The 21,390-nt window shown below is 44.2% G+C and carries 22 protein-coding genes; 16 read left to right on the plus strand and 6 right to left on the minus strand.

Annotation, left to right across the window (positions count from 1 at the left end; all coding sequences use genetic code 11):
* Positions 1–2 precede the first annotated feature (2 nt).
* From yqeH to NST34_RS07535, 8 genes are all read left to right on the plus strand, one after another.
* On the plus strand, positions 3–1,130 hold the full coding sequence (yqeH, locus tag NST34_RS07500; protein WP_042185965.1) for a ribosome biogenesis GTPase YqeH: 1,128 nt from the start codon (positions 3–5) through the stop codon (positions 1,128–1,130).
* Positions 1,131–1,145: 15 nt separating this feature from the next.
* Entirely contained in the window at positions 1,146–2,021 is an 876-nt protein-coding gene (gene aroE / locus NST34_RS07505) for a shikimate dehydrogenase (RefSeq protein WP_341127497.1), read from the plus strand.
* A 57-nt stretch (positions 2,022–2,078) separates the two neighbouring features.
* The gene (gene yhbY / locus NST34_RS07510; protein WP_076284314.1) at positions 2,079–2,372 is read left to right on the plus strand and encodes a ribosome assembly RNA-binding protein YhbY; all 294 of its coding nucleotides are present in this window, start codon (positions 2,079–2,081) and stop codon (positions 2,370–2,372) included.
* Positions 2,373–2,406: 34 nt separating this feature from the next.
* Positions 2,407–3,009, plus strand: coding sequence for a nicotinate-nucleotide adenylyltransferase (locus tag NST34_RS07515; RefSeq protein WP_341127498.1), 603 nt, complete (start codon positions 2,407–2,409; stop codon positions 3,007–3,009).
* Complete coding sequence (gene yqeK, locus NST34_RS07520; protein ID WP_042185970.1) at positions 2,981–3,559, plus strand: bis(5'-nucleosyl)-tetraphosphatase (symmetrical) YqeK; 579 nt, start codon at positions 2,981–2,983, stop codon at positions 3,557–3,559. Before NST34_RS07515 ends, yqeK begins: the two co-directional genes overlap by 29 nt.
* Positions 3,556–3,903 carry a ribosome silencing factor gene (rsfS, locus tag NST34_RS07525; RefSeq protein ID WP_042185972.1) on the plus strand — a complete coding sequence of 116 codons (348 nt, stop codon included), beginning with the start codon at positions 3,556–3,558 and terminating at the stop codon, positions 3,901–3,903. The genes yqeK and rsfS overlap by 4 nt, the downstream gene beginning before the upstream one ends.
* Positions 3,900–4,820 carry a CvfB family protein gene (locus tag NST34_RS07530; protein ID WP_042185974.1) on the plus strand — a complete coding sequence of 307 codons (921 nt, stop codon included), beginning with the start codon at positions 3,900–3,902 and terminating at the stop codon, positions 4,818–4,820. The genes rsfS and NST34_RS07530 overlap by 4 nt, the downstream gene beginning before the upstream one ends.
* A gap of 100 nt (positions 4,821–4,920) precedes the next feature.
* The gene (locus NST34_RS07535; protein WP_339801722.1) at positions 4,921–5,691 is read left to right on the plus strand and encodes a class I SAM-dependent DNA methyltransferase; all 771 of its coding nucleotides are present in this window, start codon (positions 4,921–4,923) and stop codon (positions 5,689–5,691) included.
* Between the two features lie 263 nt (positions 5,692–5,954).
* Here the strand turns inward: NST34_RS07535 and NST34_RS07540 are convergent, their stop codons facing one another.
* Positions 5,955–6,113 (minus strand): hypothetical protein, encoded by a 159-nt coding sequence (locus tag NST34_RS07540; protein WP_036675694.1) that lies wholly within the window; start codon positions 6,111–6,113, stop codon positions 5,955–5,957.
* A 130-nt stretch (positions 6,114–6,243) separates the two neighbouring features.
* On the minus strand, positions 6,244–7,200 hold the full coding sequence (locus tag NST34_RS07545; RefSeq protein WP_042131966.1) for an ArsR/SmtB family transcription factor: 957 nt from the start codon (positions 7,198–7,200) through the stop codon (positions 6,244–6,246).
* Positions 7,201–7,526: 326 nt separating this feature from the next.
* On the opposite strand from NST34_RS07545, the gene NST34_RS07550 reads away from it, so the two are divergent.
* Positions 7,527–8,789, plus strand: coding sequence for a glycoside hydrolase family 27 protein (locus tag NST34_RS07550; RefSeq protein WP_445667687.1), 1,263 nt, complete (start codon positions 7,527–7,529; stop codon positions 8,787–8,789).
* A 15-nt stretch (positions 8,790–8,804) separates the two neighbouring features.
* Positions 8,805–9,764 carry a glycoside hydrolase family 43 protein gene (locus NST34_RS07555; protein WP_076284311.1) on the plus strand — a complete coding sequence of 320 codons (960 nt, stop codon included), beginning with the start codon at positions 8,805–8,807 and terminating at the stop codon, positions 9,762–9,764.
* Positions 9,765–9,856: 92 nt separating this feature from the next.
* Here NST34_RS07555 and NST34_RS07560 read toward each other — a convergent pair whose 3' ends face one another.
* Positions 9,857–10,384, minus strand: coding sequence for a hypothetical protein (locus NST34_RS07560; RefSeq protein WP_339269667.1), 528 nt, complete (start codon positions 10,382–10,384; stop codon positions 9,857–9,859).
* A 236-nt stretch (positions 10,385–10,620) separates the two neighbouring features.
* Between NST34_RS07560 and NST34_RS07565 the strand changes: the two genes are divergently transcribed.
* Positions 10,621–13,296 (plus strand): YhgE/Pip domain-containing protein, encoded by a 2,676-nt coding sequence (locus NST34_RS07565; RefSeq protein WP_341061495.1) that lies wholly within the window; start codon positions 10,621–10,623, stop codon positions 13,294–13,296.
* Positions 13,297–13,355: 59 nt separating this feature from the next.
* On the opposite strand, the gene NST34_RS07570 is transcribed toward NST34_RS07565, so the two are convergent.
* Positions 13,356–14,330, minus strand: a complete 975-nt coding sequence (locus NST34_RS07570; protein WP_076284309.1) for an aldo/keto reductase family protein — start codon at positions 14,328–14,330, stop codon at positions 13,356–13,358.
* Between the two features lie 109 nt (positions 14,331–14,439).
* Between NST34_RS07570 and NST34_RS07575 the strand changes: the two genes are divergently transcribed.
* Positions 14,440–15,108, plus strand: coding sequence for an SGNH/GDSL hydrolase family protein (locus NST34_RS07575; protein WP_076284308.1), 669 nt, complete (start codon positions 14,440–14,442; stop codon positions 15,106–15,108).
* Positions 15,109–15,151: 43 nt separating this feature from the next.
* On the opposite strand, the gene NST34_RS07580 is transcribed toward NST34_RS07575, so the two are convergent.
* On the minus strand, positions 15,152–15,922 hold the full coding sequence (locus NST34_RS07580) for a DeoR/GlpR family DNA-binding transcription regulator (protein WP_042193458.1): 771 nt from the start codon (positions 15,920–15,922) through the stop codon (positions 15,152–15,154).
* A 238-nt stretch (positions 15,923–16,160) separates the two neighbouring features.
* On the opposite strand from NST34_RS07580, the gene NST34_RS07585 reads away from it, so the two are divergent.
* Genes NST34_RS07585 through NST34_RS07600 form a run of 4 tightly spaced genes read left to right on the plus strand, consistent with a single transcriptional unit; the run spans position 16,161 to position 20,513 of the window.
* Positions 16,161–17,927 (plus strand): L-fucose isomerase, encoded by a 1,767-nt coding sequence (locus NST34_RS07585; RefSeq protein ID WP_076284307.1) that lies wholly within the window; start codon positions 16,161–16,163, stop codon positions 17,925–17,927.
* 30 nt (positions 17,928–17,957) lie between these two features.
* The gene (locus tag NST34_RS07590) at positions 17,958–19,403 is read left to right on the plus strand and encodes a rhamnulokinase (RefSeq protein WP_341127499.1); all 1,446 of its coding nucleotides are present in this window, start codon (positions 17,958–17,960) and stop codon (positions 19,401–19,403) included.
* 18 nt (positions 19,404–19,421) lie between these two features.
* On the plus strand, positions 19,422–20,072 hold the full coding sequence (locus NST34_RS07595) for a class II aldolase/adducin family protein (protein ID WP_076298138.1): 651 nt from the start codon (positions 19,422–19,424) through the stop codon (positions 20,070–20,072).
* A gap of 12 nt (positions 20,073–20,084) precedes the next feature.
* On the plus strand, positions 20,085–20,513 hold the full coding sequence (locus NST34_RS07600) for an RbsD/FucU family protein (protein WP_341127500.1): 429 nt from the start codon (positions 20,085–20,087) through the stop codon (positions 20,511–20,513).
* Positions 20,514–20,516: 3 nt separating this feature from the next.
* On the opposite strand, the gene NST34_RS07605 is transcribed toward NST34_RS07600, so the two are convergent.
* The gene (locus NST34_RS07605) at positions 20,517–21,344 is read right to left on the minus strand and encodes a helix-turn-helix transcriptional regulator (RefSeq protein WP_341127501.1); all 828 of its coding nucleotides are present in this window, start codon (positions 21,342–21,344) and stop codon (positions 20,517–20,519) included.
* Positions 21,345–21,390: the final 46 nt, after the last annotated feature.

Consider the following 21,390-nt stretch of genomic DNA (forward strand, 5'->3'; position numbering starts at 1 on the left):
TAATGAACGAACAAAGTGAGACACAGCGTACTGAGAAGTGTAGCGGTTGTGGTATCAAGCTTCAGACGGAGCATAAGGATCAACCAGGATACCTTCCGGAAGTCGCACTAGATCGGGACCCTGTGATTTGCCAACGCTGTTTCCGGATTAAGAATTATAACGAGGCTTCATCTGTTTCTGTGAACCAGGATGAATTTCTTCGCTTGCTGAGTGGAGTAGGGGAGAAGAATGCACTTGTTATTCATATTGTTGACATTTTCGATTTTGAAGGCAGTTTGATTTCCGGCCTTCAGCGGTTTGTCGGTAATAACCCAGTTATTCTTGCAGTGAATAAATGTGATCTGCTACCTAAGGTTACGAACTGGAATAAACTGCGTAACTGGATGCAACAACGCTGTAAAGAAGAAGGATTGCGGACAGCTGAAATCGTACTTTGTAGTGCGAAACGTAATCAAGGCTTTGACCGTTTACTGGAAGCCGTAACAGAACTGCGTGGTGGGCGTGATGTTTATGTAGTGGGTGCTACGAATGTAGGGAAATCCACGCTTATCAACCGTTTGATTTCGGACTATAGTGATTTGGAGCAGGAGTTAACCACCTCGCGTTACCCTGGTACAACACTCGATACGGTCAAAATCCCGCTAGATGATGGCCACTATATTATAGATACGCCAGGGATCGTGTATCCATGGCGTTATAGTGAACTAGTTGAGCGTCAGGATCTGGATGCAGTTATGCCGGCCAATCCGTTGAAGCCTGCTGTCTATCAGTTGAATGAAGGACAGACGCTATTCTTCGGTGGACTGGGACGTTTTGATTTCGTGCAAGGTCCGCATCAATCGTTCACTTGCTTTATTAGTGGTACTTTAAAAATCCATCGCACCAAACTGGAACGTGCAGATTCCCTTTATGCGGACCATCGTGGTGAAATGTTGTCTCCTCCAGGAAGTGACCGGATGGACAAGCTGCCACCATGGCAACGTCATGAGTTCCGAATTAATAAAGGCAGTCGGAGCGATCTATATATTTCAGGTTTGGGCTGGATTAAGGTCAACGGGACAGAGGGCGCAGTCGTGGCTATCCACGTTCCGCGTGGTGTGAAGGTGCTTACCCGCCCTTCGATGATCTAACGGGAGGCTATTACAGTGTCTTTGATAACTGCAACCGAGGGCTACAATACCGGGAATATTTTACTGGGCGTAATGGGAGATCCTATTATACAATCCAAATCTCCTATTATGCATGAAGCAGCACTGCAAGCACTGGGAATTCCGGGTGCTTACGTGCCGCTTCATATCCTTCCAGAGAATCTGGAGGATGCGGTGCAAGCGATTCGCACGCTTGGATTCCGTGGCGTAAATGTGACGATTCCGCATAAGGTTGCGGTGATGGCTTATGTGGATCTATTAGATGAAAGTGCGGTAGCCGTTGGTGCAGTCAATACGATTGTTAATAATAACGGGATACTCACCGGATATAATACGGATGGAATCGGTTATGTACGTTCGCTTAAAGCGGAAGCCATTTCTGATTTGTCAGGTACGAAGATTATGGTGATTGGAGCCGGTGGAGCAGCAAGAGGAATTGTTGCCGCACTGCTTCAGGAGAAGCCTTCTTCTATCCTTATCGCTAATCGCAGTGTTGATAAGGCACAGGACTTGGCTGCAGAGTGCCAGAGCAAAGGGAATGTGATCGGGATTAGCATGAATGAAGTAGCGGAAATGCTAGATGGCGTTGATGTACTGATCAATACAACCTCCGTAGGAATGTATCCTCATATGGATGAGACACCTATAGATCCTGAACTGCTTCGTGCAAGGATGGTCGTAAGTGATCTGATTTATAATCCATTGCGCACGCGTCTATTGTTAGAAGGACTTGAACGAGGCTGTACGATTCATGGAGGCCTCGGGATGTTTGTCTATCAGGGGGCTTATGCATTGGAGTATTGGACAGGGCAGCCTGCTCCAACGGAAATCATGCGACAGACCATACTCCATTGTCTGGGTGGAAAAGAGTAAGAAATGGATTCATCAATTTAGGGTAATAATATATGTTAATTAAGGAGTTATTCATTTATGTTAACTGGTAAACAAACACGGTATCTTCGTTCATTGGCGCATCACCTCGATCCTATTTTTCAAGTGGGCAAAGGTGGAGTAAACGATCACCTCGTACGCCACATTGAAGAAGCTATTGAGAAGCGTGAACTTATGAAGATTAGTATACTGAGCAACAATATTGAGAATCCCAAGGAAATCGGTGCGCAACTTGCCGAACAATCGGGTTCTGAGCTTGTACAAGTGATCGGAAAGACCATTGTCTTGTACAAAGAATCGCGTGATAACAAAACCATTGAGCTGCCCCGCTAATACCTGAAAGCATACTACCAAGGAGGTCGTCCTCTTGAAAGTTGGAATTATGGGAGGTACCTTTGATCCTCTTCATATTGGTCATATGATGGCAGCGGAAGCAGCTAGAGAAACTTATGGACTTCAAGAAGTATGGTTTATGCCTTCACATATTCCGCCTCATAAACATGAGGCAGGGGTATCTGGAGCAGATCGGCTGGCAATGGTGCAGGAAGCGATACACAATCATGAATCTTTTCGCACATTAGATTGGGAAGTTGTCAGAGGTGGCGTTTCCTATACGTTTGAGACCATAAGACGGCTGCAAGAGGCGTATCCGCATTTCGATCTTTATTTCATCATCGGAGCGGATATGGTCCAGTATTTACCGAAATGGAACGAGATTGAAGAGCTTGTGCAGCGGCTTACATTTATCGGCGTAGGTCGTCCGGGAACACCTCTTGATCTAGATGCATTGCCAACTTATATAGCAGAAAAGGTACTGCTAGCAGATATGCCTCTGGTTGATATTTCGTCAACGATGTTAAGAGAACGGGCTGCAACTGGAAAATCCATTCGTTATATGGTACCTGAGGCAGTGTTCGAATATGTTCAAAGGAGTGGATTGTATGGCATACAGCCGCGAAGCTCTGATTGAGGCGGTCTCGACACAAATGCCTGCAAAGCGCTGGAAGCATACACTGGGCGTCATGGAGTCATCCATTCAACTAGCTGAGCAATATGGCGCTGATCCTGAGCGTGCGGAGACAGCAGCAATTCTGCATGATGTGGCCAAGTATTGGCCTGTGGAGAGAATGAAGGAGATTATCGAGCAGAATCATCTGAACTTGAATCTTCTGAAGCATGACAAGCAGCTGTGGCATTCAGAAGTAGGTGCCTTTGTAGCAGAGCAAGATTATGGGATCACAGATCCAGATATTCTTAATGCGATCCGTTTTCACACCTCAGGTCGTGAAGACATGAGTTTACTTGAGAAAATTGTCTGTCTCGCCGACTATATCGAGCCAGGCCGCGATTTTCCAGGCGTTGATAAGATACGTAAGCTGGCTAAAGTAAGTTTGGAAGAAGGACTAGTCGCTGGATTTGATTCTACGATTAGTTTGCTACTGGAAAAACGCCGAGTGATCTTTCCGTTAACGGTACTGGCGCGTAATGATTTAGTTAGAATATTGGAGGATAAAATATGAGTGTACAACCAAGCAAGCTGTTAGAACTGGCCCTTAAGGCTGTGGAAGATAAAAAAGCAATGAACGTAGTGGCATTAGATCTGCGTACTGTTTCACCGATTAGTGATTACTTTGTTGTATGTCACGGTAATTCGGATACCCAAGTTCAGTCCATCGCCACCGAAGTCCGCAAAGTGGTCCATGAAGCAGGCGGAGTAATTAAGGGGATCGAAGGAATGGATTCAGCACGCTGGGTGCTGATGGATCTTGGAGATGTTATTGTTCATATTTTCCACCGCGATGAACGTGAATACTACAATATTGAGCGTCTGTGGTCGGATGCGAAGGTAGTGGAGACTGTATGAGCCTGATTGCAGGAACTACAGTTACACTTAATGTAGTAAGAGAGGTATCCCCATACGGATTTTTCCTGAATGCAGGAGATCAGGATGTTATGCTGCATTATACTGAGCTTACCGAGAAGGTTAAGACAGGCGATAAAGTTGAAGTCTTTATCTTCTTCGATACCGAGGACCGCCTAGCGGCAACGATGAAGAAACCGTTTCTGACATTGGGCGAAATGGCCTTATTGGAAGTGGCTGATATCCATCCGCGTCTAGGTTGCTTCTTGGAAATGGGTCTCGGACGGCAGCTGCTGCTGCCCATTCGTGAGCTTCCAGAGCTTCCAGAGCTGCGCCCTCAGATCGGCGACTATGTGTATGCGATTATGGAGCATGATAAACAGGGGCGTCTTCGTGCTAAATTAGCTGGAGAACAGGAACTAGCTCCGCTAGCTCTTCCTGCGCCTGAATCCTGGATGGGACAGACTGTGACAGCCCGGGTGTACAAACCGCTGCAGATGGGGACTTTTGTTCTTGTAGATGCTGGGGTTTTAGGCTTTGGTATTATCGGTATGGTCCACTCTTCTGAACGGAGTCGTCTACTACGTCTTGGGGAGCAGTTTGAAGCACGTGTCTCCCATATCCGCGAGGATGGACGTGTTAACCTTTCTATGGGTCTCCGTAAAGAAGTAGGCATGGATGTAGACTCTGCCACGATTTTGGAATTCTTGCATGCCCGTCCGGGTGGAGCGATGCCTTATTCGGATGCTACACCACCGGATATTATCAAGCAGCGTTTCGGAATTAGCAAATCAGCCTTTAAGCGTGCGCTTGGAAAGCTGATGAAGGAAGGCCATATTACCCAAAAAGAGAATTGGACGTATCTTGCTCCTAAGGAAGAGGAAGGTTCAACCGAGGGAAATGAAGAAACAACCGAATAATTTAAAACATAAGAGATCTTGTGGGGACGCCTAGAGCGTTTATGCTTGATGGGTCAATAATAGAATCATATTAAATGTTGTAATAGAAAGCGGTGTACTAGTGTCTTCCTATGGGAAATTTGCTTATGTATACGATGAGCTCATGGCAGATATGCCGTATCCTGATTGGATCTCCTTTGCTGAAACCGCATGGAGCAAATACGGTAAGCCTGTAACCGTGGCTGAGCTTGGCTGCGGCACCGGGAGTATCACTATTCCTTTGGCGGGTTCAGGGTATCATATGACCGGAATCGATCTATCTTCAGATATGCTCTCAGTGGCACAGCGCAAAATGGAAGAGCATCCCCAGGGACGGCGTTTCTTGCGCGAAGGTAGTGTTCGTTGGATTAGACAAAACATGAAGGAATGGGAGCTTCCAGAGCTTGTGGATTCTGTGATTTCTTTCTGTGATTGTCTGAATTATGTGCTGGAAGAAGACGATATCAGAGCTGTCTTTGCTAGTACCTTTGCAGGAATAAAGCAAGGCGGCACCTTTCTGTTCGATGTGCATCACCCAAACACACTGATCCGTTATGAAGAAGAGCAGCCCTTTATTCTGGACGAACCATCGGTGTCTTATATTTGGACTTGTGAGATGGATGTTCCTCGCCGCGAAATAGAACATCATCTGTCCATTTTCGCTCGCGAAGAGGGACGGAGTGATGTATATCGCCGTTTCGAAGAGACACATATTCAGCGTGCCTACGATCCCCAGTGGATGAAGGATGAACTGCTTAAGGCTGGATTTAGTGATGTGAAGACTTACGCCGATTTCGAGTGGATAGAGGCGGATGATGATGCGGAACGTTTATTTTATATTGCTATAAAATAAATATTCAACATACTAAGAGGGGCTGTCCCAAAAGCTATGAAAATAGCTGATGGGACAGCCCTTCTTTTTATGAGTTTGGTGTGGTTCCTGCTATTGAAAACGAGAGGCTAAAAATAAGCAAATAACGTCATCTGAGTCCGTATGCTTCATAGAATGTTGGATTCATGATTCATGATTCGTGTATGAAGAAGTAGCTGCAATTGCGCCAATATGTATATCAAAAAAACCGGGTAGTGTTTATGCCACCCGGCATCTTCCAATCCTTACCGATGCTCAAACAGATCAATGGCACCCAATACGACATGAGCCAGACCAAATCCAAGTACGCCTGTTGCTGCCATCTTATACTTGCTTCCAAGAAAAGCGGCGCTAGAAGCGGTTACGACGGTTCCAAGAACAGCGGGAATTAGACCTTCACGCATTCGAAACACTCCTTCTCGGTGGTTTGGGAGACAAGGTTATTATGAGTCAAACTCAAAAAAATATACAAAGAAAAAGAAGACCTTAGACCAGTTATTGCTGGTTCTAAGGTCTTTTTGTTTAGGGAATGTTTTACTCTGATAAGGTAACGGCAGTACGAGAAGCGCCAATTTCAACTTCATGAACATCATATAGTACACGCGCCAGTAAGTCCTGGCTATAGTTGCCGAAATGTTTGCCGTAAATGGTGAGCCCGCGTTTGTTTACTGGCTTGTCCGTTACGGCTATCCGGAAAGTAAGCTCGCTCTTGTAATCAAGCTGAATATCATCCAGGGTCACGTCAGAAATCCGGCAACCGTCAATAAAGCTACCTTCATTATTAATACGGATCAGTTTGAGCATACCATATTGGTTTAAATGTGGAGGCCACCAGTCTGGATTAAACGTTCCACGCGTGTCTCCGAAATCTCCAGGACTAGTCCAGTAGCCGATTTCAATTCCATTTAAGTAGAAATAAAGATCGGAGGGATAGTTATCGTTAGATCCAGGGGCCTCAGAGCCAATCTCCATCGAGAATTGGATTTCGCGGAACGTTTGATTTGCTTTAAGATAGTTCGGAATTCTATATTCGAGAAAGCCTTCAGCCATCCAAATGATCTCGGATTCAATCCGCTGAGGATCAGCGAAATAACGGGGTTCGTCGAAGTCGCCGATAATGCTGTCTTTGGTAGCAAGTCCGCAGGTCGGAACAGCCTGATAGTTGCTATAATGTCCTACTTGGATTTCTACTTCGTAGAGATTATCAACATCCTTGCTGCGAAGATCAACAATAAGCTTATCCTTATTTAAATAGCAGACCTTCTGAATACCGTGTTTACCCACAGATGTGTTTATCTCGATGAGACCGCTTTCTTCTAACTTTTTAATATGCATCGTGATTGCGCCATTGCTGAGGTTCAGCTTCTTGGCAATTTCATTCAGATTCAGTGCTTGATTGGTAGCTAAAAGTTCGAGTATGAGGATTCTGATTTCAGAACTAAGCGCCTTGAATATTTCAAGACCACTCATTAAATCTTTAATATAGATCATTTTATCAATACCTTCTTCCAAATGGTCATAAATGAATACTGTTTTATGAAATTATAAACTAATATAGCATATAAATAAAGTATCCTTCCTTATTTTGTAGAATGATAAAAATAAGGGGGTTTTTTTCCTTTTTTTGCATTTAATCTAATTTAATTTAAAAATTAATGAAACTAATTCACGAAATAAGATGGTTTTACAGCAGAATCATGTTACTTTCACTATTTATTTTATAAAAGTATTAAAAGGTTTAAATAAATATGTTTACAAGTCTTTTTGTCTATGCTATTTTTAAACTGAAAGTCTTAGAAAAGGACGTGAAAATCATTATGTTAGCTGCAACGCCCCCGATGGGCTGGAATAGCTGGGACTGTTACGGAGCTAGTGTTAATGAAGAAGAGGTAAGAGGCAACGCCGAATATATGGCTGCTCATTTGAAGGAATTTGGCTGGGAATATGTTGTTGTGGATATTCAGTGGTATGAGCCTGGAGCGAACTCTTCGCAATATCGTAACTTTGTACCGTTGGTCATGGACGAGTATTCCAGACTTCAACCGGCAGAAAATCGTTTTCCTTCCGCAAAGGGAGGCAAAGGATTTGCCCCACTCGCTGAATATGTGCATGGATTAGGGTTGAAATTCGGCATCCATATTATGCGTGGAATCCCTCGACAGGCCGTTCATGCGGCAAGTTCCATTCTAGAATCTGAGCAAACCGCACGTGATATCGCACATCCCAATTCTATATGTCCGTGGAATACAGATATGTATGGAGTAGATGCTTCTAAAGAAGGCAGTCAGGCTTACTATGATTCTCTCTTCCAGCTGTATGCCAGTTGGGGTGTAGATTATGTGAAGGTGGATGATATTGCCGCTTCACGTATTTATGGATACCACAAAGACGAAGTTGCCATGATCCGTAAGGCTATCGACCGCTGTGGTCGTGAAATGGTGCTTAGTCTTTCACCTGGACCTGCTCCGGTAGAAGAGGCTGAACACTTAGCTGAACATGCTAACCTGTGGAGAATGACCGACGATTATTGGGATCATTGGCATTTGCTGCGTGGAATGTTCGAGCGCTGCGAAAAATGGGCTCCTTACGTTCAGCCTGGCCATTGGTCAGACTGTGATATGCTGCCGCTAGGTCATCTTGGGATTCGTTCCGTTGATGGCGGGGGAGACCGATTTACAAGGTTTACTCCTGACGAACAGGTTACCATGATGACGCTCTGGACTATTTTCCGTTCGCCTTTAATGTTCGGGGGAGAGCTTAGAGACAATGATGAGTGGACATTATCTTTGTTAACCAATAGGGAAGTGCTTCACCTGCATCATTTTGGTAAGGGTGGTAGACAAGTAGAGCGGAACGAAGAGTATGCAATCTGGACTTCTGAGGATGAACAGGGTAACCACTATGTAGCGTTGTTTAATCTCAGTGACAAAGAGTCGACACTTCAGGTATCGTTCCAAAAGCTAAATGTTTCAGTTCCAAAAACGATACGTAATCTGTGGCAAAGCCATGACCTGGAAGTTACTAATGAAGGGGTTACGCAGGTTCTTCCACCGCATGGTTCTGCATTGTTAAAGCTTTAATAGAGGAGAGAGATTATGGATACGAGTAGAGAGTACAACAACCCATTGGTGGAGCAACGTGCTGATCCATGGGTATATAAACATACGGATGGATATTATTATTTCACAGCTTCTGTTCCAGAATACGACCGGATCGAAGTAAGAAGATCGACAACCATCGAAGGATTAACTACTGCAGAACCAGTTGTAGCATGGCGCAAGTATGAGACGGGGCCGCTTAGTGCTAACATTTGGGCGCCGGAAATTCATTACATAGACGGAAAATGGTACATTTACTTTGCTGCAGCACGGACTACGGAGACGACGGATGGTTTGTTCGATCACCGTATGTTTGCGCTCGAGAATGCATCTGCTAATCCCTTAGAAGGAACATGGGTAGAAAAAGGTCAAGTGAAGACTGCTTGGGAATCGTTCGCTTTGGATGCGACAACGTTTCAGCATAAAGGAAAACTGTACTACGTATGGGCTCAGAAGGACCTGAATATTGAGGGTAATTCTAATCTGTATATTTCTGAAATGAGCAACCCGTGGACACTTACAGGTCCTCAGACTATGATTGCTACTCCAGAGCATGACTGGGAAATTATAGGGTACAAAGTAAACGAAGGCGCAGCAGTACTGAAACGAAATGGTCGTATCTTTATCAGCTTTTCGGCGAGTGCTACAGACTTCAATTATTGCATGGGACTATTAGTAGCGGATGAAGACAGCGAACTTCTGGAGGCAGCTTCATGGACTAAACTACCAAATCCTTTATTCCAAACGAATGAAGAAAATGGACAATTCGGTCCAGGCCATAATAGCTTCACTGTCAATGAAAATGGGGAAGATGTGCTCATCTACCACTGCCGCAATTATAAAGAAATTACTGGCGATCCTCTTTATGATCCAAACCGTCATACTCGTGCTCAGATCTTCCATTGGAATGAAGATGGCACGCCGAATTTTGGAGTTCCTGTTAGGGATGCGCAATAAAAATAGTCCATTTTGCAAAAAAAGAGGGTTACCCATTAGCCACGTAAATGGCCGCTGGGTAACCCTCTTTTTCATATGTTACGTGTTGCTGCTTAAGGTATATATTGTTGCACGATGGAAGTGATTACGCCGTCCTGAATCGTAAGGTGATAAGGGAACTGGCTTAGATCGAAAATATCCGTTTTATTAAATTGATCGATAAATTGCTGTAAGGTGATAGCTTCGTTCCACTGAATGTCTAAGTCCTCAATGTTACCAGTGTGATCAAAGATCTGCATGGTGACTTTTGCGTTATCCGCGATCGGATAGGTTGTCAGTGTATCAACATCATTAACAACATAATATCCGTCTGGAGCCCCGCCAATTTCTGCTGCACCTTCTGGGTCTCTTTCAGCAAAGACTCGGTCAGCATCAGCACCCTGATACCAGTTTATTTCATCGGCTGTAATGGAAAGCTTGCCATTCTCGGATTGAATAGTATGGATATATACCGTCTGTTGCTGAGTCTTGCCACTATCTTGCGCATCTACTCGTGTTCCAACGGTACTAGCAGTAGTAATTAGGGAAAGAAACAATAGAACAACAACCGGTAACACATACGCTGACTTTTTCTTAAACATTAGAAATCTCCCCCTTGAGATATGTAAAAAGGTTGTATATATCTTATTACCCGCTACGTTTTTTCCTAAACGGGCTATATACTTCTATTACGTTAAACGAGCAGGTTTTGTTGCAATTTTAAAAAAAATATTTCTGAAAAACGATGCCGGTCATGAATCCACTAAAAATGATAGTAAAAGTTTGTCTCCTCGGGCATATTAAAATGTCAAAACATACAGATTAGGGGGAGCAACGAATGGGTGGAATACTACGGATTTATAGGAACGACTGGCGCAACGTATTTAAGGTTCCTGTGGCCGTGTTCCTGATCGCTGCTTTGGTGGTGTTACCTTCTGTGTATGATTGGTTTAACGTTGCGGCGGTGTGGGATCCCTACAGTAATACCTCTGGCATTAAGATTGCTGTAACCAGTTTGGATGAAGGGACCACTGTGAAGGATAAGAGCTTCAATATCGGCAATGATGTCATGGAAAGTCTTCGGAATAATAAAAGCTTAGGCTGGACCTTCGTAGATGCAGAAGCTGCACACAACGGTGTGAAGCGTGGAGATTATTATGCTAGTATTGTTATCCCTGCTGATTTCTCCAAAAGAATGACAGGAATCCTCGAAGGCAGGATCGTGAAACCAGAGATTGAATATACCGTCAATGAGAAGATAAATGCGATTGCCCCTAAAATCACAGATAAAGGTGCCTCTTCAATTACAACACAGATCAGTGAGAATTTTACGGAAACCATTAGCGAAACCGTATTTACGGCTTTAAAGCAAATTGATTCAAAATTCCAATCTGAATTGCCTATTATACGCAAGGTTGAAAAAGGGTTGTTTAAGTTAGAGGCAAGTCTCCCCGAGATTGAAACGGCAGGGCAACATGTATTGAAAATTGAGGAGCAATGGCCGCAAATTCATGCATCGGCAACGCGCATCTCTAAGCTGGAGAATAAGCTGCCTGAGGTGGAAAAGGCGGGATTGGCTTTAGAAAAAATAGCTGAACATTGGCCTCAAATTGCCAATGTTGCAGATCATTTAGGGGAGCTGCAGGATAAGCTACCCAAAATTGAACAAGCAGCACAGCTAATCGTTCAACTTGATAATCATTTTGGTGAAGTTGAACAAATCATGGACAAGGCGTCGGAAGGTCTTGCGGAAGCAAATAAAGTTGTTAACACTGCCCTAACTGCGCTACCTAAGGCCGACAAAATTGTAACTGCTGGAAATGATTTTGTTCTAGAGCTTCAACAGTTCTTAGAGAAGAGTAATGCTGCATTTGAAGCGGTACCTGCCGCCCTCAAACAAAATATATACCTGCTGCAAAATACGGAGGACGCAGTAGTTCAGCTTGCTGAACTGCTGCAGGGAGAAGATCTTGACCCGCAAGCGGTACGCGAGCAACTTGAGTCAGTTTCCGCTCAGCTGGTGTCGGGAAGTAACGTGATGGATCATACGCTTTCTTTGTTATCGGCACTGAATACATTCTCACCAGGAACAGTAACTAATGCTGAGATTGGCACCTTGAAGGCTGTAAACAATGCCTTAAGCAGACAGACTTCTTTGGTAAACTCACTGGCGACGGATCTACAAAATGAGGGTCAGCCTGATCCGAGTAATGTTAAGCAATTGGGTCTTAAATCTGGCGAAGGGAACGTAGCCATTTCGAAGCTTATTTCCGAATATGAAGCGGCAACTATCCCTGCTATAAAAAATACATTAGAGCAAATATCCACTGCTGCTGAGACTACAGCCACTGCCCTGGATCAAGTTCCGGATCGTCTATCGGCGCTGGGTACCCTTCTTGAGGAGACTATGGCAGCGATTGAGTTCGGACAATCAAGCTTGGCTAGTCTACAGCAAGACTTACCAGCTATTCGTGAAGCGGTACATACAGCAGCTAGCGGTGTCGCAGATAAGACACAGAGCTTTGGTACTTTTGTTCGTGATACACTTCCGCTAATTCAGAGCAGCTTGCCTGTTGCAGGAGAAAAAATACAACAAGCTGCAAATTTCGTCCGTCAGGATCTGCCGGCTGTCGAGGAACGGGTGCACCAGATTTCTGATCTGATACGTACAGGTCTCCCCCGTGCGGATAAGGGAGTAGCGGTCGCAGCGGATATGGTGCGAAATGATCTTCCGATACTGGAAGATTCGATTCGTAAAGCGGCAGCTACCATCCGTCAGATCAAAGATGAGGTGGATCTGGGTGAGATTGCTGAGCTGCTCGGAGGGGATATTAAGAGCAAAAGTGATTTTTTAGCCAATCCGGTAGTATTAAAAGAGAATAAGTTATATCCTATTCCGAATTATGGTTCGGCTATGACTCCTTTTTATGTTGTACTTTCCTTATGGGTAGGTGGCACACTCCTAATCTCACTTCTCCGTACGGGAGTGGACACTGAGGGAATTGTGTACAAGCGGTATCAATTGTATTTTGGACGTTTGCTGACGTTTCTTACGGTTGGGATTCTGCAAGCGTTGGTGGCTGTACTTGGTAATATCTTTATTCTGAAATGTTATGTGGTGGACAAGGTGTGGTTTGTCCTTTTTGCAGTATTAATTAGTATCGTATTCGTGACGATTGTATTTACACTTGTCTCCGTATTCGGCAATGTTGGGAAGGGGATAGCAATCGTATTCATGGTGCTTCAATTCTCAAGCTCTGGTGGTACGTTTCCAATCAGTACAACAGGCCATTTTTTTCAAATGTTGAATCCGTTTATGCCATTTACTTATGCGATTAGTTTGATGCGGGAGGCGGTAGGGGGGATTCTGCCGGAAGTGGCGATTCGCGATTGTCTTTATTTGATCCTATTCGGTGTAATAGCACTCTTACTGGCGCTAACGCTCAAAAAGCCGCTGGAGCGTTATATCGAAAAGGCGGCTGAACAAGCCGAAGAATCCAAATTGATTTCTTAAGAAAAAAAGAGGTTGTACCTAAGCCAATTGCTGTGGCTTTTGGTACAACCTCTTTTAGATTATCTCGCTGGAGCGAAATCGGCTACTGGCTTTAGAATCTCTTCAATTCTCTCCAAAGTATCTAGAGATAGAACGGCATCAACAGCTTGGGCGTTCTCTTCCACCTGCGCTGGCTTACTGGCCCCAATAATTGCAGAACTTACACCAGGTTGCCGTAGGGTCCAAGCTAACGCTAGTTGCGACAGCTTCAAATCAAGACTGTTAGCTAGTTCATCCAGCTGTCCGACAACAGTCAGTACATCATCGCGGAAGTAGCTGCGAATGACGCCATTTACCGAATCATCAGCTGCGCGGGTTCCTGCCGGAGGCTGTTGTCCAGGTTTGTATTTACCTGTCAGAATACCTTGAGCGAGTGGGGAAAAGACCACTTGTCCGAGGCCCTCACGCTGACATACCTCAAGTACCTCATCTTCAATGTAACGTTCGAACATGTTATAGATAGGCTGATTGGAAATAAGCGGACGCAGATTTAGTCTGCGCGAAATGCCGGTGGCGTCAGAAATTTGAGCTGCGCTCCATTCGCTCACTGCCGAATACAGAATCTTACCTTGTGCAGTTAGGTCGTCCAGCGCGCGTAAAGTTTCCTCCACAGGCGTCTCTCTGTCAAAGCGATGACAAAAATAAACATCAATATAATCGGTTCCTAAACGGCGAAGGCTAGCTTCGCATTGCTCCATGATGTGCTTACGTGATAAACCACGATTATTCACATCATCCCCCATGGGGAAGAATACCTTTGTACTCAGCACATAAGATGATCTTTCATAAGCACGAAGAGCAGCGCCCATTGCTTTTTCGCCTTCACCACGGTTATAAGCATTAGCAGTATCAAAGAAATTGATACCGCATTCAAAAGCTTTGCTGATGCAGGCGTCTGCTGCCTTTTGCTCTGCTGCTGTTCCATATGTAAGCCAGCTACCTAAGCCGATTTCACTGATTTTTAGTCCTGAATTGCCTAGTCTTCTGTATTTCATTATTTTCTTCCCTCCTTGAGTTGTATATGTTAACTTTACTTGTATCCTATGGAACATTCAACTTGAATGTTTCATGTAAAAGACGAGATCAAGGAGATGAATCGTAGTAATGACTATTCCAACTTCTAAAGCTAAAAAAGTGATTTTGTTTCAGGGTGATTCTATTACGGATGGAAACCGTGGTCGTGATGAAGATCCCAATCATATTCTAGGACATAGCTATGCATATATCATTGGCGGCAAGCTAGGCAACGAACGGGCTGAGCAGAATCTCGTGTTCTATAACCGTGGAATTAGTGGGGATCGGATCTCCGATTTATATGCACGCTGGAATGAGGATGCGATTTACCTTCAGCCGAATATCATCAGTATTTTAATTGGTGTAAATGATCTTTGGAGAACAATGAAAGGGGAACCAAGTGGTATAACGGACCGCTTTGAACGTGCGTACCGTCATGTGCTTGAAGAAACTGGGGAAGTACTTCCGCAAACGAAGCTGGTCTTGTGTGAGCCTTTTATTCTAAATACCGGAGCTCCGGCAGAACAATGGGACGAATGGAAAGAGCGGATTACTCATTATCAGGGTGTTGTTAAGCAGCTTGCAGAGGAATTTAATGCTGTGTTTGTTCCTTTACAGGAAGCATTTGATGCAGGTACTCGTAGAATAGATGCAGCCTACTGGCTGTGGGACGGCGTTCACCCGACAGCGGCTGGGCATGATCTTATTGCTGGGGAATGGCTGAAGATCGTAGAGAAAAGCGGTCTTTTAAACGACTAGTGAAATAAAGATTCCCCCTTATCTTTATTTATGCACCTACTGATTACTCAGCGGGTGCATAGATAAGAGATATATGATAGTTATTCAGAAACTCGATCCATTCCTCAGAAGGCTTCTCGTCTGTAACGATATAATCCACTCGATCGAAACTAAATAATTTAATGAACGCAGTCCTATCGAACTTAGAGTGATCTGCGAGCAAAACTACTTTATTCGCCTGCTGTTGCATCAGAATCTTTAGTTCACTTTCTTCTTCATTCGAATCGCTGAGCCCACCAGTCATAGACAACGCTTTACAGCTGAATATGGCTACGTCCACATTATATTTTTGAATAGTCTGTGAGGCGGTATGTCCAACGAAGGAGCTAGTCTCGGGGCCTAGTATTCCACCAGTGGAAATTAGCTTTTGCCCAGAATGTTGAAATTCGGATAATACAACCAAAGAATTCGTAATAATCGTAAGATTGTTTTTCTCCTCTATAATTCTCCGTAAAGCCTCAAAAACTGTTGAACTCGTATCCGTCACCAAACTGTCCCCATCATTAATTAATTGGAGAACATGATCAGCTATCGTACGTTTGGCCTCTATATTTACCTGATGTCTACTCACATAGGGAGGGTCCTCATTCGTGTGGGCATTAAGGATTGCACCGCCATAATTTTTCTTGGCAAGTCCTTCCTTGTCCAATTTATCCAGATCCCGCCGAATGGTCTCTTCCGAGACATTGAATTTTTGCGCCAGCTGAGCGACATGGACTTTCTTTTGTCTATACAGCTCATTAATGATTAGATCCCGCCGTTCAAATGCTTTCATCCGTTCACTCACCTCAATCATCATCTACTTCCTAGTTTACTACATTGTTGTATAAATCAAAAAAATAACCTCATATTCACATAATACCACAGTATAATAGTATCAATACCACATAAAACCACATAATTTATCTATAAATATGTTGTTTTATGTTGACTAAAGCGTTTCCATATTTTATGATGAAGGAGAAATAGGTCCATTACCGATGATACTAAGATGATCTTGAGGAGGAACAGCAGTGATAGAAAACTATCCGAAAATTGGCATCCGCCCGACCATTGATGGCAGAAGAAGAGGGGTGCGCGAATCGTTAGAAGCTCAAACCATGGGTATGGCTCAGCGGGTAGCTAAGTTTATTGAAGAGAACTTATTTTATCCGGATGGCCGCCCCGTAGAGTGCATCATTGCCGATTCTACGATTGGTGGTGTTAAAGAAGCTGCTGCTGCGGCTCAGAAATTTGCTGGGGCTAATGTTGGCGTATCGATTACTGTGACCCCTTGCTGGTGTTATGGTTCTGAAACGATGGATATGGATGCCTCAATCCCACATGCGGTTTGGGGATTTAACGGAACGGAACGCCCAGGTGCGGTATATCTAGCTGCTGTTCTCTCTGCTTATGCACAAAAAGGAATTCCGGCGTTTGGTATCTATGGTGAGGATGTTCAGGAGTCTAGCAGTGAGGAGATTCCAGCGGATGTGCAGACTAAATTGCTGCAGTTCGCCAAAGCTGGGTTGGCTGTCGCTCAAATGAGAGGTAAATCCTATTTATCAATGGGTTCTGTTTCGATGGGGATTGCTGGATCGATTGTGAATGAACAGTTCTTCCAAGAGTATCTGGGAATGCGTAATGAATATATAGATATGTCAGAATATGTACGCCGCTTTGAAGAGGAGATTTATGATAAAGAGGAATATGAGCGAGCACTCGCGTGGACCAAAGAAAACTGCCAAGTTGGTGCCGATAATAATCCGAAGCATCTGCAAATAAGTGATGATGAGAAAGAGAAGCAGTGGGAGACTTGTGTGAAAATGACCTTGATCGCCCGTGATTTGATGATCGGCAATCCTGTTCTCGCTGAGCTGGGCTTTGAGGAAGAGGCCAATGGTCATAATGCGATTGTGGGTGGGTTCCAAGGGCAGCGCCAATGGACGGATCATTTTCCTAACGGAGATTTCATGGAGACGATAATGAACTCCTCTTTTGACTGGAACGGCAAACGTACACCTTATATCGTAGCGACAGAGAATGATAGCCTGAACGGAGTAACGATGCTGTTCAATTATTTGCTTACGAATACTGCACAAATATTTGCGGATGTCCGAACCTTTTGGAGTCCAGATGCTGTTAAGCGAGTAACGGGTCATCAATTGGAAGGTGAAGCAGCACACGGAATACTACACTTGATCAACTCTGGTTCGGCTGCTCTGGATGGGACGGGCGAGCAGACGATAGACGGTAAACCTGCGATTAAACCTTTTTGGGAAATTTCGGAGGATGAGGTAGAAGCTTGTTTGAGCCATACCCAATTCCGCCCGGCTTCTCAAGAATATTTCCGTGGGGGCGGCTTCTCTACGGATTATTTAACTAAAGGCGGGATGCCAGTTACTATGGCACGGATGAACTTGGTTAAAGGGCTTGGACCTGTTCTTCAGCTTGTAGAGGGGCACACGGTTGAGCTGCCTGAAGATGTTCACCATACACTGGATCAAAGAACAGATCCGACTTGGCCAACAACCTGGTTTGCACCTAAGTTAACCAATAGTGGTTCTTTCCAATCAGTGTATGATGTCATGAATAATTGGGGCGCAAATCATGGAGCGATCAGTTATGGGCATATTGGGGCAGATTTGATTACGCTGGCGTCTATTCTGCGCATTCCGGTCAGCATGCATAACGTTGAGGAATCACGTATTTTTAGACCTCGGGTATGGTCGTTATTTGGTACCGAAGATCTGGAGGGAGCAGATTACAGAGCATGTCAGAACTTTGGACCCCTCTATTAAAATCTTCCTGTGAAGCAGGTGTGGTGAACAATGGGTGATACGATTAAGCTTCTAGCCATAGATCTCGGCGCCAGTTCCGGAAGAGTTATGCTGGGGATATATGATGGCGATAAGCTGCAAATGGAAGAAATTCATCGGTTTGAGAATACGCCGGTACAGGTCAACGGGCATTTATATTGGGATACTCTAAGGCTCTTCCATGAAATGAAGCAAGGGGTTCAAAAAGCCTTTAGGCAACATGGAGAACTGACGTCCTTAAGTGTGGATACATGGGGAGTCGACTACGGGTTTATTGATAAAAAAGGAATGATGCTCTATTCCCCCCATCATTACAGGGATCGGAGGATGGAGGCTCACCTTCTTAAATTGGAAGCGCTACTGTCACCTGCAGAGCAATTCCGTATGACCGGTCTTCAGCCAAGTGTCATTAATACACTTTATCAGCTGTTCTCTGATTTTCAGGATAATGATTCTCTTATGGAGACCGCGGATACGATTTTAATGATGCCAGATCTATTTCATTACCTGTTTTCTGGTATAAAAGCAGCAGAAAGCACGATCTGGAGTACAAGCGGCTTAGTGGATGCTGTAACGGGAGAGCTCTCCTCTGAATTATTTAACAGACTTGGGATTCCGAGTAGTCTAGTTCCACAACAGGTTCATGCGGGAACAGTTATTGGATCTATCCTGCCGATTATTCAAGAGGAGCTTAATATAGGCCCGATGAAAGTGATAGCCGGCGCTTCACATGACACGGCTTCAGCAGTAGCTTCAATCCCTTATATTCGTAAGGATGAAGCAGCATTTTTAAGCTGTGGTACGTGGTCGTTGGTTGGTATGGAGACGCCTGAGCCGGTCATTTCAGAGAAAAGCTATGAATATGGTTTCACAAATGAACGTTGCTACGGCAATTCTAATCGTTTGCTAAAAAACACAACGGGACTATGGATTCTACAGGAGCTCCAGAGGAATTGGGCGAAAGCAGGAGAGAATTTTAGTCAAAGTGAAATGGTTGAATTAGCCCAAACGATTAATGGGGCGCCAGCGATCATTGACCCGAATGACCAGCTTTTCAGCACACCTGGTGTGATGATGCAGCGGATTCAGGAATATTGTGAGCGAACGGGGCAACAGCCGCCTAATACGAAAGCTGAGTTTATACGCGTTATCCTTGAGAGCCTTGCGCAATCATACTGTAGAACGATTGAAGAAATGGAAGAGATCACCGGCAAGACAATCACTATCATTCATATGGTTGGCGGTGGGATTCAAAATGAGCTATTATGCCAGCTCACCGCTGATGCTACGGGTAGAGAAGTCGTTGCAGGGCCAGTGGAGGCCAGCGGAATTGGCAATATCATTGTCCAGCTGGCTGCCCTGGGGAAATTGGAAGTTTCTAAGGCGAAAGAGTTCGTGGCACGATCTTTTACCTTTAAGACATACCAGCCTTCTTTGGTGAAAAACTCTAAAAAATAGGATACGAGGAGAGAACTTATGGATAACTTGGAACAAAAACTACGTTCGCAGATTTGTGATATTGGCAGGAATTTGTTTAATAAAGATTTCATTGCCGCAAATGATGGGAATATTTCAGCACGGTTATCAGAGAATGAAATTCTCACTACCCCCAGAGCGGTAAGCAAGGGATATTTAGAGCCACATATGATTGTAAAAGTAAACTTGCAAGGTGAAGTTCTTGAAGCGGCGGAAGGATACAGACCTTCAACGGAAACCAAAATGCATTTGAGAATTTATAATGAGCTACCTGAGATGAATGGAGTGGTTCATGCACATCCCCCGTATGCTACCGCTTTTGCCATTAAAGGTGAGGCGCTCGATAAAATGATGATGCCAGAGTCGGTTATCATGATCGGGGATATTCCTTTGGCGGAATACGGAACACCTTCAACAGAAGAAATCCCGGACTCACTGATGCCTTTTCTTGGCAAAAAAACAGCAGTCCTGCTCGAAAATCACGGAGCACTTACTTGGGGAACGGATGTTATGGAGGCTTATCTGAATATGGAGAGACTCGAATATACAGCCAAGATTACCTTTATTACACGTATGATTGATGGGGAGAGAGAGCTGCCACAGCATCGGATTGATGAGCTGGTTGCTTTGAGATCTTTTTATGGGAAGTAATGAGGTGCTTGGATGTTGAAAAAAATTCCTAAGCTACTATCTCCGGAACTGGTACGTGTGATGATGGAAATGGGTCATGGTGATGAGCTTGTACTGGCAGATGCTAATTATCCAGGACACTCCTTAAACTCAAAAGTACTAAGATATGATGGTATTGGGATACCTGATCTTTTGGATGCAATATTGGAACTGCTGCCCCTTGATCATTATGTGGAACATCAGGTGGCGTTTATGACTGTGGTTGAGGGAGATCCTACGGTGCCGGTGATCTGGTCCACGTACGAGTCGATAATCGCCAAACATGACGCTGAAGCGACGATTAAATATGAGGAGCGGTTTGATTTCTACAATCGTTCTAAGCAAAGTTATGCTGTTGTAGTCACAGGTGAAGAAGCACTTTATGGAAATATTATTATCAAAAAAGGTGTAATCAAGGCCTGATGATCAGCGATTCTGCTTGCGGTATTGCAGAGGTGAGCATTTCGCGATTTGCTTAAATACCCGCCCAAAGTGGGCGATGCTGTCAAAGCCTGTATTCTCTGCAATGGCAGTGACTTTAGTGTTAGTGCTCTGCAAGAGTCGTTGGGCTTCCTTGATCCGAATGTAGTTTAGATATTCAACAATGGTGAAGCCAGTGGTCTGTTTGAATAAACGGCAAAGATAGGTACTGCTGATGAAAAAAGTTTCGGATAGCTGCTCTAATGTAAGCTTTTCAACATAATGTGCCTGTAAATAATCGATCATTTCGTAGACTTTAAGCTGCTTCTCACTGCTCTCAGGAGCGATGGGCTCGCGGCTTATTTCTTGTACTCTGTTCATTTCAATAAATAACTGGATGAGAAGTGTCTGAAGATAGGGGATTTGCTGTGATCGATGTTCTTCCTGTTCTTTTAGCATGGAGAAGAGGATAGATTCGATGGCTCCTTGTTCATGTACTCCGGGACGCAGAAGTAAGCTTTGTGTAGTTAAAAAAGGAATATTTAGGTCGTAGTTCGCCAACGTTTTTTGCAGAAAGTCCTCCTCAAAGTTAATCAATATTCGCTCATGGCGTACTGAGCCCTTAGAAGTGGTGCGATGGAGTTCATTTTTGTTAATAAATATCAGATCACCTTTGCGTAAGGTATAAATCAGATTGTTGATATAATAGCTGCGCTCACCTGCGAGTAAATAATAAATTTCATATGTATCGTGATAATGGTCGGAATCCATGCTGAATGGGCCGGCTCTTTTGATTTGTTCAATGATAAATGGAGGTTCTAGCTCCTGTTCCATTGTAGATTTGCCCCTTTCAGATAATGAAGCTAATATATGCAAAGTT

Origin of the sequence: Paenibacillus sp. FSL H7-0714 (genome assembly GCF_038003765.1) — a bacterium.
GTDB lineage: Bacteria > Bacillota > Bacilli > Paenibacillales > Paenibacillaceae > Paenibacillus_AQ.